General features: G+C 67.8%; 14 protein-coding genes. 10 read left to right on the forward strand and 4 right to left on the reverse strand.

Going from position 1 to position 12,036, the window contains the following annotated elements; genetic code table 11:
• Window positions 1-74: 74 nt before the first annotated feature.
• The 4 genes from tldD to ACW174_RS08820 are packed head-to-tail and all read right to left on the reverse strand — an operon-like array spanning window position 75 to window position 3,287.
• Window positions 75-1,505, reverse strand: a complete 1,431-nt coding sequence (tldD, locus tag ACW174_RS08805) for a metalloprotease TldD (RefSeq protein WP_492014053.1) — start codon at window positions 1,503-1,505, stop codon at window positions 75-77.
• Window positions 1,506-1,556: 51 nt separating this feature from the next.
• A complete protein-coding gene (locus tag ACW174_RS08810; protein WP_492014054.1) occupies window positions 1,557-2,333 on the reverse strand; it encodes a GIN domain-containing protein in 777 nt (258 codons plus the stop codon).
• Window positions 2,334-2,346: 13 nt separating this feature from the next.
• Window positions 2,347-2,925, reverse strand: coding sequence for a DUF1700 domain-containing protein (locus tag ACW174_RS08815; RefSeq protein WP_492014055.1), 579 nt, complete (start codon window positions 2,923-2,925; stop codon window positions 2,347-2,349).
• Complete coding sequence (locus tag ACW174_RS08820; RefSeq protein ID WP_492014056.1) at window positions 2,922-3,287, reverse strand: PadR family transcriptional regulator; 366 nt, start codon at window positions 3,285-3,287, stop codon at window positions 2,922-2,924. Before ACW174_RS08820 ends, ACW174_RS08815 begins: the two co-directional genes overlap by 4 nt.
• A 244-nt stretch (window positions 3,288-3,531) precedes the next feature.
• Here ACW174_RS08820 and coxB point away from each other — a divergent pair, with 244 nt between their 5' ends.
• The 10 genes from coxB to ACW174_RS08870 all read left to right on the forward strand — a co-directional run bounded on the left by coxB (window position 3,532) and on the right by ACW174_RS08870 (window position 12,021).
• A complete protein-coding gene (gene coxB, locus ACW174_RS08825; RefSeq protein WP_492014057.1) occupies window positions 3,532-4,521 on the forward strand; it encodes a cytochrome c oxidase subunit II in 990 nt (329 codons plus the stop codon).
• A gap of 23 nt (window positions 4,522-4,544) precedes the next feature.
• Window positions 4,545-6,209: a cytochrome c oxidase subunit I gene (ctaD, locus tag ACW174_RS08830; RefSeq protein ID WP_492014058.1), complete on the forward strand. Its 1,665-nt coding sequence runs from the start codon at window positions 4,545-4,547 to the stop codon at window positions 6,207-6,209.
• Between the two features lie 145 nt (window positions 6,210-6,354).
• A complete protein-coding gene (locus tag ACW174_RS08835) occupies window positions 6,355-7,317 on the forward strand; it encodes a heme o synthase (RefSeq protein ID WP_492014059.1) in 963 nt (320 codons plus the stop codon).
• Window positions 7,318-7,322: 5 nt separating this feature from the next.
• The gene (locus tag ACW174_RS08840) at window positions 7,323-7,502 is read left to right on the forward strand and encodes a cytochrome c oxidase system small membrane protein (protein WP_492014060.1); all 180 of its coding nucleotides are present in this window, start codon (window positions 7,323-7,325) and stop codon (window positions 7,500-7,502) included.
• A 44-nt stretch (window positions 7,503-7,546) separates the two neighbouring features.
• Window positions 7,547-8,077: a cytochrome c oxidase assembly protein gene (locus ACW174_RS08845; RefSeq protein WP_492017261.1), complete on the forward strand. Its 531-nt coding sequence runs from the start codon at window positions 7,547-7,549 to the stop codon at window positions 8,075-8,077.
• Between the two features lie 52 nt (window positions 8,078-8,129).
• On the forward strand, window positions 8,130-9,038 hold the full coding sequence (locus ACW174_RS08850) for a cytochrome c oxidase subunit 3 (protein ID WP_492014061.1): 909 nt from the start codon (window positions 8,130-8,132) through the stop codon (window positions 9,036-9,038).
• Window positions 9,035-9,424 (forward strand): DUF983 domain-containing protein, encoded by a 390-nt coding sequence (locus ACW174_RS08855; RefSeq protein ID WP_492014062.1) that lies wholly within the window; start codon window positions 9,035-9,037, stop codon window positions 9,422-9,424. Before ACW174_RS08850 ends, ACW174_RS08855 begins: the two co-directional genes overlap by 4 nt.
• Window positions 9,417-10,145, forward strand: a complete 729-nt coding sequence (locus ACW174_RS08860) for an SURF1 family protein (RefSeq protein WP_492014063.1) — start codon at window positions 9,417-9,419, stop codon at window positions 10,143-10,145. The genes ACW174_RS08855 and ACW174_RS08860 overlap by 8 nt, the downstream gene beginning before the upstream one ends.
• Window positions 10,146-10,195: 50 nt before the next feature.
• Window positions 10,196-11,407 (forward strand): M16 family metallopeptidase, encoded by a 1,212-nt coding sequence (locus ACW174_RS08865; protein ID WP_492014064.1) that lies wholly within the window; start codon window positions 10,196-10,198, stop codon window positions 11,405-11,407.
• A 23-nt stretch (window positions 11,408-11,430) separates the two neighbouring features.
• On the forward strand, window positions 11,431-12,021 hold the full coding sequence (locus tag ACW174_RS08870) for a GNAT family N-acetyltransferase (protein WP_492014065.1): 591 nt from the start codon (window positions 11,431-11,433) through the stop codon (window positions 12,019-12,021).
• The last annotated feature ends 15 nt before the right edge of the window (window positions 12,022-12,036 follow it).

The raw sequence follows: 12,036 nt of genomic DNA on the forward strand, positions 1-12,036 counted from the left end.
GCTGCGACTGCGAAAGCGATCGTTCCCGCAACCGTCGAGGGAAGCTCTACCATAGAACGTCGGTCGGCGTCGCCTCAGACGGCCGTGCCGCCCACTGTCAGTCCGCCGATCTTCAGCGAGGGCTGGCCGATGCCGACGGGGACGCCCTGACCGGCCTTGCCGCAGACGCCGACGCCCGGATCGAACGCGAAGTCGTCCCCGATCATCTGCACCTGGGTCAGGGCCGTGGCGCCGTCGCCGATCAGGGTGGCGCCGCGCACCGGGGCGGTGATCCGGCCGTCCTCGATCAGATAGGCCTCGGTGCACTGGAACACGAATTTGCCGTTGGTGATGTCCACCTGGCCGCCGCCGAAATTCGCGGCGTAGAGACCGCGCTTCGTGTTGGCGATCATGTCGGCCTTCGAGTCCTTGCCGCCTTCCATGAAGGTGTTGGTCATGCGGGGCATCGGCATGTGGGCGAAGGACTGGCGGCGGCCGTTGCCGGTGGCCGTGGTGTTCAGCTGACGCGCCGACAGACGGTCGTGCATCAGGCCGACCATGATGCCGTCCTCGATCAGGACCGTGCGGTTGGTCGGGGTGCCCTCGTCGTCGATGGTCAGGGAACCGCGGCGGCCGGCGATGGAGCCGTCGTCGACCACGGTCACGCCCGGGGCGGCGACCCGCTTGCCCATCATGCCGGTGAAGACCGACGAGCCCTTGCGGTGGAAGTCGCCTTCGAAGCCGTGGCCGATGGCCTCATGCAGCAGCACGCCCGGCCAGCCGGCGCCCAGCACCACATCCATCTCGCCCGCCGGACAGTCGACGGCCTCCAGATTGACCAGCGCCTGACGCAGGGCCTCATCGACCTGACCCTGCCAGCGCTCGGGCGCGACCCAGGCCTCGAAGCCCGCGCGGCCGCCGGCGCCGGACGAGGCGCTCTCGCGCTTGCCGTCCTTCTCGACCGTGACGGAGACATTGAGGCGGACCAGCGGGCGCATGTCGCGCATCAGCCGGCCGTCGCCGCGCAGGATCTCGATCTGGCGGTGCTCGCCGATCAGCGAGGCGGACACCTGCACCACGCGCGGATCGCGGGCGCGGGCCCAGGCGTCGATCTCGGCGAGCAGGGCGATCTTGTCGGAGAAGGCGGGGGAGGCGAGGGGATCGACCTCGTCATAGAGCTTCTGGTTGGTCGCCTGCGGCCCTTCGGCGCTGACGCCCGCATGGCCGGACTTGGCCAGGGCGGCGCTGTCGGCGGCGCGGCGCAGGGCGGGGCCGCTGATCTCGTTGGCGTGGGCGTAACCGGCGGTCTCACCGGCGACGACGCGCAGGCCGAAGCCTTCAGTGGCGTCATAGGCCGCGGACTTCAGCCGGCCGTCATCAAAAACGAGCGACTCCGATTCGGAGCGCTCGAGGAACAGTTCGCCGTCGTCGGCTCCGGTCAGGGCGTCCTGAAGGATCGAGAGGGCTTCGTCGGCGCCGACGTCGGCGCTGTCGAGAATGGCGGGCGGGGAAACGAGGACGGTCATGAGCCTTAAGTAGGGGCTGACCGTCCCCGCGTCACCATGCGCCGGGATCGACTATTCGATCTCGACTTCGCCCCAGCCGGTGATCGACTGGTTCACCTGCGCCGGGTTGCGGGTCAGGGTCACGTCGCCCCGGCCCGACAGGTCGATATCGGCCCGCTCCGTCGGTCCGACGCGGACGTCGCCGCGACCGGGGATCTGGACCGTGGCCTCGGCCAGGACCAGACGATCCAGATCGGCGTCGCCGTCGCCGTTGACGGTGATGGAGGCCTTGTCCGTGCGGCCCTGCACATCGATGGCGCCTTCCCCCTGGATCACGACGGCCAGGGAGGGCTGGTCATAGTCGCGGACTGTCAGGTGGCCGTTGTCGCCCATTTCGAAATTCGTCACCGAAGGCGCGGTGACGACGATCTTCAGGGCCTCGGACTCGCTCCACACGCGGATGCCCGTGCCGGTCCAGCGGATGTAGCCGCGGTCCTGGGTGTCGTCATGGGTCATGCTCAGACGACCGTCCTCGAAGCGGATGCTGTCGACGATGTCCTTCGGCCCCGTGATGCGGATGCCCGCGGTGGCGCCCTGGACGTAGGTGACCTCGCCGGGGACGTCGATCGACAGGCTGTCGCCGCCGGTCCAGGCGATGGTGCGGTCGATGTCCGGCTGGACCTCGCCCCGTTCGAGCCGGAAGCTGGAGTCGCCGGGCGCGTCGTCGGTGACGACCCAGGTCCAGTCATGCTTGCGGACGTCGGCGCCGACCATGGCGAAGGCGCCGCCGATGCCGACGATGGCGAGGACGAAACCCACGCCGGTGATGACGAGAAGATTGCGCATCATGTCAGTCTCTCCTTCAGGCCTGAGCGGCGGGTTGATTGTCGAGCACAGGCTTCAGCACCCGGTAGTGCAGGCGGGCGTACCAGACCGTGGCGTCGACCAGCCATTTGGTCAGGATGGCCATCAGGCCGCCCATGAACAGGCCGAGTCCCATCAGGCCCACGCCCAGCAGGATGCCGGCCAGCGCCCCGCCCGGTCCGCCCGCGAAGGGCACGACCACGGCGGCGATGCCGCCGCTGACGAAGATGGCGATGCCGGTGATCAGGAAGGCCAGCACCGTGCCGAAGATCGGCAGGATCAGCGGCAGGATGATGATGATGTCCAGCGCGCCCAGCCCGATCAGGCCGAACACCGCGCCGGCGGCGGCCGACGGGTTCTGCTCCTGGGTCCAGCGACGGGCGCCGGCCTCGGCGCGCAGTTCGCGGGCCAGACGCGACGGATCGCCCAGGGCGGCGGAGATCTCAGCCTCACTGCGACCGGCGGCGACGCCGTCGTCGAAATGGGTGTCGTAATCGGCGGTGATCTCGGCGGCGGTGGCCATGGGCATGCCCACAAGCCCCTGCCGCAGGCGGGCCATGAATTCGGCTCGGGTCATTGTTCAGCTCCCTGTTCAGCGATGTCGGCGACGGGTTGGCCCGCGTCGTCCAGAAGGGTCTCGACCGCGCGGACAAAGCCCCGCCATTCGGTGCGCTGGGCCTCGAGGGCCCGGCGACCGGCATCGGTCAGACGATAATATTTGCGCGACGGGCCGGAGGGCGATTCGACCAGATAGGTCTCGACCTGGCCGTCGGACTGCATCCGCCGCATCAGCGGATAGATGGTTCCCTCGCCCATATCGATGGCGTCCGAAAGCGTGGATGCGATCTCGTAGGCGTAGCTGTCGCGCCGGTTCAGCAGGGCCAGAACGCACAGCGTCAGCACCCCCTTTTTCAGCTGGATTTCTATGGTTTCAGGCACATCAAGGTCTCCTGTGATGGAGATTTGGTACCGCAAGGTATCTTGCGCCGCAAGGTAGCTGTCGAAACATGACACCGATTTAATCGAGCGCCCGAACGTCGCGGATGGGTCGGAACGCTTGGCAATTGCGGGAGGGGGCGATATGGACCGCCCGAAGAGCCGCCGTGGGCAAGTCGCCCCGGCGCCTGTTTGCGATTCACTCGCAAGCGCTTGCGACGAAACGGTTTTTATGAGGATGTCTCGCATGGGGATGGGCACGCGGGCCCGGGCTATTGTCGGTGGCGGTATCGCTGCCCTGAGCCTGGCCGTTTTCGCCGCCACGCCGGCCTTGGCTTCGGGTGACCGGATGGGTCAGCCGACGCCGGGTGGTATCGGGCTTCAGCCGGCGGCTTCGCCGCTGAAGGTCGAGGCGCATCATTTCCACGACCTGATCCTGCTGCCGATCACGGTGGCGATCTGCGTGCTGGTGCTGGGTCTCCTGATCTGGATCGCCATCCGCTACAACAAGAAGCGCAACCCGGTTCCGGCCCGGTGGAGCCACAACACCCTGATCGAGATCATCTGGACGGTCGTCCCGGTGCTGATCCTGGTGTTCATCTCCCTGTTCTCGTTCCGCCTGCTGTTCGCCTACCACGACATGCCGGATCCCTATCTGACCGTGAAGGCGACCGGGAACCAGTGGAACTGGGCCTACGAATATCCGGACCAGGGCATCCCCGAGTACATCTCGAACATGCTGCCGGAAGAAGAGATCGCCCGGCGCGGCATGTCGCATGACCTGTACCGTCTGGCCGCCGATGAGCCGATCGTGGTTCCGGTCGGCAAGACCATCCGCGTCCAGGTCACCGCCGCCGACGTGATCCACGCCTTCGCCCTGCCGGCCTTCGGTCTGAAGATCGACGCCGTCCCGGGCCGTCTGAACGAGACCTGGTTCCGCGCCGACCGTGAAGGCGTCTTCTACGGCCAGTGCTCCGAGCTGTGCGGCGTCGACCACGCCTTCATGCCCATCGAAATCCACGTCGTCAGCCAGGCCCGCTTCGAGCAGTGGGTCGCCCAGAAGGGCGGCTCGATGACGCCGAAGGCTCCGGAAGGCGCCGCGGCTCCGGCCGTCGCCGCCCCGGCCGTTCCGGCCGCCGACCCCGCCGCGGCTCCCGCCGCCACTTCTCCTGCCGCGCCCGCCGCGGCTACGTCGGCCCCGGCCGCGGCTCCCGCCGCCGCCCCGGCCGCCCAGTAACGAACCGCGAGAGCCCCGCAGACATGGCCACCGCAGCCGAAAATCTCGCCCACGACCACGATGGGCATCATGACCACAAGCCGGGTTTCTTCACCCGCTGGTTCCTGTCGACCAACCACAAGGACATCGGGACCCTGTACCTGATCTTCGCCATCATGGCGGGGATCGTGGGCGGCGCCCTCTCGGGCCTGATCCGTCTGGAGCTGGCGGCTCCGGGCATCCAGTATTTCGTCCCTGGCGGCATCATCGAGCAACTGGGTCTCGTTGAGGCGTCCAAGCACGGCTACAACGTCACCGTCACGGCCCACGCCCTGATCATGATCTTCTTCATGGTCATGCCCGCCATGATCGGCGGCTTCGGCAACTGGTTCGTGCCGATCATGATCGGCGCGCCGGACATGGCCTTCCCGCGCATGAACAACATCTCCTTCTGGCTGCTGGTCGCGGCCTGGGTGCTGCTGTGCGCCTCGATGTTCGTCGACGGCGGACCGGGCAAGGGCTTCGGCGGCGGCTGGACCATCTATCCGCCGCTCTCGACCAAGGGCCACACCGGTCCGGCGATGGATCTGGCGATCTTCTCGCTGCACGTCGCGGGCGCCTCGTCAATCCTGGGCGCGGTGAACTTCATCACCACCATCTTCAACATGCGCGCGCCGGGCATGACCCTGCACCGCATGCCGCTGTTCGCCTGGTCGGTGCTGATCACCGCCTTCCTGCTGCTGCTGTCGCTGCCGGTTCTGGCGGGCGCCATCACCATGCTGCTGGCGGACCGCAATTTCGGCACCAGCTTCTTCGACCCGGCCGGCGGCGGCGACCCCGTCATGTTCCAGCACCTGTTCTGGTTCTTCGGCCACCCCGAGGTCTACATCCTGATCCTGCCGGGCTTCGGCATCATCTCGCACATCGTCTCGACCTTCTCGAAGAAGCCCGTCTTCGGCTACCTCGCCATGGCCTACGCCATGGTCGCCATCGGCTTCATCGGCTTCATCGTGTGGGCGCACCACATGTACACGGTCGGCATGAGCGTGAACCTGCGCGCCTACTTCGTGGCCGCGACCATGATCATCGCGGTGCCCACGGGCGTTAAGATCTTCTCGTGGATCGCGACGATGTGGGGCGGCTCGATCAGCTTCAAGACGCCCATGCTGTGGGCCATCGGCTTCATCTTCCTGTTCACCGTCGGCGGCGTGACCGGCGTGGTCCTGTCGAACGCCGGCATCGATTACAGCCTGCACGACACCTATTACGTCGTGGCCCACTTCCACTACGTCCTGTCGCTGGGCGCCGTGTTCGCGATCTTCGCCGGCTTCTACTACTGGTTCGAGAAGATGTTCGGCGTGAAGTACAACGAGTTCCTCGGCGCGACCCATTTCTGGATCATGTTCGTCGGCGTGAACCTGGTGTTCTTCCCGCAGCACTTCCTGGGTCTGCAGGGCATGCCGCGCCGCTACATCGACTATCCGGACGCGTTCGCCCTGTGGAACCACGTCTCGTCGGTCGGCTATCTGATCACCATCATCGGCGTGGGCGTCTTCCTGATCATGCTGATTGAGGCCGCGATCCGTCGCCGTCCGGGCGTCGACAACCCGTGGGGCGAAGGCGCCACGACGCTGGAGTGGACCCTGTCCTCGCCGCCGCCGCACCACCAGTTCAACGAACTGCCGGTGGTCAAGAGCGACGAACACTGACGACACCGGCCCCGGCCGGACCGAGAACCGGGGGCCGCTTCTGCAAGGGAGCGGCCCTCACCTTTTCCAGGGCTGAGCCGCGCCGCGCGATTTCCGCCCGTTTTGTGCCGCACAGCGCATCGCGCGACCGTGCACAGAGAGACCGATGACCGAACCCGCCGCCCATCCCGCGCTCTCCACGGCCCAGCCGGAAGACTTCTTCCAGCTGCTGAAGCCGCGCGTGATGTCGCTGGTGATCTTCACCGCCGTGACCGGGCTGGTCGTGGCGGGGGGCGGGCTGGACTGGCTGTCGTCAGCCATCGCCATCCTGTGCATCGCCGTGGGCGCGGGCGCGGCCGGGGCGCTGAACATGGCGCTGGAGGGCGAGACCGACGCCCTGATGCGCCGCACGCGCGGCCGTCCGGTCGCCGCCGGGCGCGTGCGGAAAAATGATGCGATGGCCTTCGGGGTCATCCTGTCGGTGTTTTCGGTCATGCTGCTGGGCATGACGACCAACTGGCTGGCGGGCGGTCTGCTGCTGCTGACCATCCTGTACTACGCCGTCTTCTACACCCTGCTGCTGAAGCGCCGGACGCCCCAGAACATCGTCATCGGCGGCGCCGCGGGCGCGCTGCCGCCGGTGATCGGCTGGGCCGCGGCGACCGGGCAGGCCCCGTGGCAGGCCTGGCTGCTGTTCCTGATCATCTTCCTGTGGACCCCGCCGCACAGCTGGGCCCTGGCCCTGTATTCGGCGGGCGACTACGCCAAGGCGGGCATTCCGATGATGCCCGTGGCGCGCGGGGCGAAGAGCACCCGTCTGCAGATCCTGATCTACACCCTGATCTTCCTGCCCGCGGCCATCGCGCCGGGCTTCGCCGGCATGGGCGGGCTGATCTACCAGATCGTCTCCATCGCCGGCGGGCTGGGCTTCCTGCTGCTGGCGGTGCGGCTGTGGCGCTCGCGCGCCGGCGACCAGCCCGACAAGGCCGAGGCCGTGGGGCGAGAGGCCGCATTGTATGATGTCCGCGCCGAGGCCAAACCGGCGCGCAACCTGTTCGCTTTCTCGATCCTGTATCTGATGGCCCTGTTCGCCGCTCTGCTGGTCGAGAGCTTTACCCCGGGACTTTAAGACCCATGCGCCAACTGACCCCCGACGAACTGTCCGCGCGCAAGAAGCGCAACTACGCCATCGCGGCTGCGCTGGTCGCCTTCATGGTGATCGTGTTCGGCGTCACCATCCTGAACCTGAAGCGCAACATCGACGCCCGCAAGGAAGCCATCGCGGCGGGTCAGCCGGTGGGGTACGCCCAGTGAAACTGTCCCGCAACGCCATCGCCATCGTCTGCGTGCTCGGCGTCATGGGGATGACCGGCGCGTCCTTCGCCGCCGTGCCCCTGTACCGGATGTTCTGTCAGGTCACCGGCTTCGACGGCACCGTCAGCCGGGCCGAGAAAGCGCCGGACGTCCAACTGGACCAGACGGTGCTGATCCGCTTCGACACCAATGTCCGCGACCTGCCGATGCAGTTCCGCGCCGAACAGGTCAGCCAGAGGGTGCGGATCGGCGAAACCGGCATGGCTTTCTTCGATGTGACCAACACCTCGGACAAGCCGATCAGCGCCAAGGCCGCCTATAATGTCGTGCCCGAACGCGCCGGCCCCTATTTCCAGAAGCTGCAGTGCTTCTGCTTCGACGAGCAGATCATCCAGCCCGGCCAGACGATGAAATTCCCGGTCCAGTATTTCGTGGCGCCCGAGATGGCGACCGACGCGGAGAGCCGCGGCGTGCGCGAAATCACCCTCAGCTACACCTTCTATCCGACCGAGAGCTTCCAGCAGGCGGCAAACGGTGACCAAACCGGGGCGCAAGCCACTGGCGCGGCTGGATAGCGAGCGCTATAGCCTGCCCCCAATACGACTCTCGACCGTTCAAGAGATACAGATGGCCGACGCCCACGCGAAACCGCATCACGACTATCACCTGGTCAACCCGAGCCCCTGGCCTCTGGTGTCCTCCATCGCCGTGACCATCATGATGGTCGGCGCCGTGGTGTGGATGAAGGGTCTGGCCCCGGCCGAGGCCGGCACCGTCACCGGCGCCCTTCTGGCCAAGGGCGACAAGATCCTGTTCTTCGTCGGTCTGGCCGGCGTTCTGGTCGCGATGTTCGGCTGGTGGGCGGACGTCATCAAGGAAAGCCGCGCGGGGGATCACACCCCGGTCGTCCAGATCGGCCTGCGCTACGGCATGCTGCTGTTCATCGCTTCGGAAGTGATGTTCTTCGTGGCCTTCTTCTGGGTCTTCTTCGAGATGAGCCTCTTCAACGAGGCCCGCACCCACATTCCGGAAGTCGGCGCCTGGGCGGACACCGCCAAGGCCTGGTCGACCTGGCCGCCGAAGGGCATCGAGACGCTGGACGCCTGGCAGCTGCCGCTGCTGAACACCGTCATCCTGCTGCTGTCGGGCACGACGGTGACCTGGGCGCACCACGCGCTGGCGCAGGGCGACCGCAAGGCCACGAAACTGGGCCTGATCATCACCGTGGCCCTGGGCGTGCTGTTCACCGCCGTTCAGGCCTATGAGTACCAGCACATCCTGCACGAGAACCTCTTCTTCAACGAAGAGGCCATCAACTCGGGCCTGTACGGTTCGATCTTCTTCATGGCGACCGGCTTCCACGGTTTCCACGTCCTGATCGGCACTATCTTCCTGGCGGTCTGCCTGCTGCGCCTGCTGGCCGGCCAGTTCACCAAGGACAAGCATTTCGGCTTCGAGGCCGCCGCCTGGTACTGGCATTTCGTCGACGTGGTCTGGCTGTTCCTGTTCGCCTTCGTCTACGTCACCTTCGGGTGAGCGAAGGCCCCACAGGGCATGATCTTCAACCGGCGCGGATCGACCCGATCCGCGCCGGTCTGCTTTGCCGCTGCCCCAACTGCGGGCGCGGTCCGCTCTATGCGGGCTTCCTCAAGGTGGTGGACCGGTGCGAGGCCTGCGGCTTCGACTACAGCCGCCTGAACACCGGCGACGGCGCGGCCATCTTCATCATGCAGATCGCGGGCGGCATCGTCGTCTTCGGCGCCCTGTACGCGATGATCGCCTGGAACCCGCCGATCTGGCTGCTGCTGCTGATCACCCTGCCGCTGGTGGCGGGCCTGTCGATCGGCCTGATGCGGCCGGGCAAGGGCGTGATGATCGCCTTGCAGATGCGCAACAAGTCCGGACAGTCCACCCATGGCTGAGACCCGCAACCGCTTCCCCTGGGGGCTGACCATCGCCTCGGGTCTGGCGCTGGTCCTGCTGCTGTCGCTGGGCGTCTGGCAGGTGCAGCGCCTGCAGTGGAAAGAGGCCCTGATCGCCGAGGCGGAGGCCGCCGCGGCGTTGCCGCCGCAGCCCCTGTCCGCCGCGCTGGCCGCCGCCGATCCCGAGTTCCGCAAGGCGACCCTGACCTGTCCCGGTCTGGCCTCCGCGCCCTTCGTCGAACTGCAGACCGTGCAGGAGTCCCAGGTCGGCGTGCGTCTGGTCTCCGCCTGTCGGCCCGAGGGTTCGGCGGAGACCTGGCTGATTGACCGGGGCTTTGTCCCCGACACCGTGTCGACGCGGCCGCCGGTCGGGTCGTCGGACGCGCCGGTCACCCTGACGGTCGAGCTGCGCCATACCCCGCCGCCCGGTCCGATGTCCGCCCCCTCCACCGGCATCCATTTCTACGCCCGCGACACCGCCGCCATGGCGCGCGCCCTGAACGTCACCGGCCCGGTCGCGCCTTGGACCCTCTACGCCCTGACCTCGAGCAATCCGGAGTGGCCCGCGCTGCAGCCCTCGGCCCCGCCCGCGGCCTTCTCCAACAATCATTTCGGCTATGCCCTGACCTGGTTCGGGCTGGCGCTGGCGCTGGCGGGTTTCTACATCGCCCTGCTCCGGCGCAAGCTGAGCGCCCCGACGCCTGAAAAGAGCCCCTCCTGACCGCCACCCTGCACACCCTGTCCAACGGCGTCCGCATCGTCTGCGATCCGATGCCCGGTCTGCGCACCTTGGCCCTGACCGTCGCCGTGCGCGGCGGCGCCAAATGGGAAAGCGCGGCCACGTCCGGCTGGTCGCACTGCCTCGAACATCTGGTGTTCAAGGGCGCGGGCGACATGGGCGCGCGCGAGATTGTGGAGCGGATAGAGGCCGAGGGCGGCTCCATCAACGCCGCCACCGGCTATGAGCGGACCAGTTTCGAGATCCGCGCGCTGGAAGGCTCCCTGCCGCTGGCCATGCAGGTGCTGTCGGATCTCGTCTTCCGGCCGACCCTCGATGCCGCCGAAATCGTCCGCGAGAAGGATGTCGTCGCACAGGAGATCGCCGAGGCCTTCGACACGCCCGACGACCACGTCTTCGAAATGGCCCAGACCCGCGCCTTCACGGACCAGCCGCTGGGGCGGCCCATCCTCGGCTCCGTCGCCAGCCTGAAACCGATCGACCGGACGACCATCGGCGCCTGGCGCGCCCGGCTCTATTCGCCGGACCGCATGGTGGTCGCGGCGTCGGGCGCGGTGGACGAGACGGAGCTTCTGGCCCTGGCCGAGCGCTGGTTCGGCGATCAGGTCGCGACCCCGGCGGAGGCGCCGGACACCCCCGTCTTCACCGGCGGCGACGCGGCCCTGACGCGGCGCATCGAACAGGCCAACATTGTCTTCCAGCTGCCCGCGCCCTCGGCCCACGACCCGGCCTATGCGGCGACGCGGCTGATGACCGAAATCCTCGGCGGCGGCATGGCCTCGCGCCTGTTCCAGAGCGCGCGCGAGGAGCGGGGGCTGGCCTACGCCATCGACGCCTATCACGAGCCGTATGAGAATGCGGGCATCCTGGGCATCTATTCGGGCGCCTCGGCGGACCGGGCGGTGGAGCTGGCCCAGGTCTGCGCCGCCGAGCTGAAGGCGCTGGCCGAGGGCGGGCCGACCGACAAGGAACTGTCGCGCGCCAAGGCGGTGATGAACGCGGGCCTGTGGATGTCGGACGAAAGCCCGGCGTCGCGCGCGGGCCGGGCGGCGGCCCAGGTCCTGCTGTTCGGCGCGCCCATCGCCTCCCAGACCATGGCCGACCGCGCCCTGGCCCAGACCGCCGACGACGTCCGCGACGCCGCCGCCGCCTGCCTGACGCCCGGCAAGGCCGCCACGGCGGTGCTGGGGCCGAGGGCGGCGGCTCCGGCGGGCGCGGCGTTCCGCGCCGCCTTGTTCGGCTGAGCGCGACGGGGCTAGTTTAGGGCATGGCGCTTCTGGACTGGATCAGTGACGCGGGCGGTCCCGTGGTGGAGGGCGAGGGGGTCATCCTGCGCTCGCCGCGCGCCTCCGACCACGACGTCTGGGCCATGCTGCGCGAGGCGTCCTACGACTATCTCCAGCCGTGGGAGCCGCTCTGGCCCGAGGACGACCTGACCCGCGCGGCCTACAAGCGGCGGCTGGCCATCTATCAGCGCGAGCTGGACGCCGGAAACGCCTGGCCCTTCTTCATCTTCACGGACCACGGCCGCACCCTGGTGGGGGCGATCACCCTGTCGAACGTCCGGCGTGGCGTCGCCGACACGGGAACGGTCGGCTACTGGATCGGTCGTCCGTTCGCCGGACGGGGGCTGGCCACCGCCGCCGTTCGCGCCCTGGTCGGCTTTGCGTTCGGGGACCTGAAGCTGCACCGGGTCGAGGCGGCCTGCGTCCCGCACAACACGGCCTCGCGCCGGGTGCTGGAAAAGGCGGGCTTCGAGCATGAGGGCCGGGCGCGGGCTTATCTTAAAATTAACGGCGCTTGGGCAGACCATCTTCTGTTCGGCTGCGTGAATGACGGGGCCGGGCGCGCCGGCTGAGCCGAGCACCGGAGA

This window comes from Brevundimonas sp. AVps31, assembly GCF_058681355.1.

Coding starts and splice junctions, on each gene's coding strand:
- tldD (WP_492014053.1), bottom strand. CDS start 1,505: ATGACCGTCCTCGTTTCCCCGCCCGCCATTCTCGACAGCGCCGACGTC.
- ACW174_RS08810 (WP_492014054.1), bottom strand. CDS start 2,333: ATGATGCGCAATCTTCTCGTCATCACCGGCGTGGGTTTCGTCCTCGCC.
- ACW174_RS08815 (WP_492014055.1), bottom strand. CDS start 2,925: ATGACCCGAGCCGAATTCATGGCCCGCCTGCGGCAGGGGCTTGTGGGC.
- coxB (WP_492014057.1), top strand. CDS start 3,532: ATGGGGATGGGCACGCGGGCCCGGGCTATTGTCGGTGGCGGTATCGCT.
- ctaD (WP_492014058.1), top strand. CDS start 4,545: ATGGCCACCGCAGCCGAAAATCTCGCCCACGACCACGATGGGCATCAT.
- ACW174_RS08835 (WP_492014059.1), top strand. CDS start 6,355: ATGACCGAACCCGCCGCCCATCCCGCGCTCTCCACGGCCCAGCCGGAA.
- ACW174_RS08840 (WP_492014060.1), top strand. CDS start 7,323: ATGCGCCAACTGACCCCCGACGAACTGTCCGCGCGCAAGAAGCGCAAC.
- ACW174_RS08845 (WP_492017261.1), top strand. CDS start 7,547: ATGGGGATGACCGGCGCGTCCTTCGCCGCCGTGCCCCTGTACCGGATG.
- ACW174_RS08850 (WP_492014061.1), top strand. CDS start 8,130: ATGGCCGACGCCCACGCGAAACCGCATCACGACTATCACCTGGTCAAC.
- ACW174_RS08860 (WP_492014063.1), top strand. CDS start 9,417: ATGGCTGAGACCCGCAACCGCTTCCCCTGGGGGCTGACCATCGCCTCG.
- ACW174_RS08865 (WP_492014064.1), top strand. CDS start 10,196: ATGCCCGGTCTGCGCACCTTGGCCCTGACCGTCGCCGTGCGCGGCGGC.
- ACW174_RS08870 (WP_492014065.1), top strand. CDS start 11,431: ATGGCGCTTCTGGACTGGATCAGTGACGCGGGCGGTCCCGTGGTGGAG.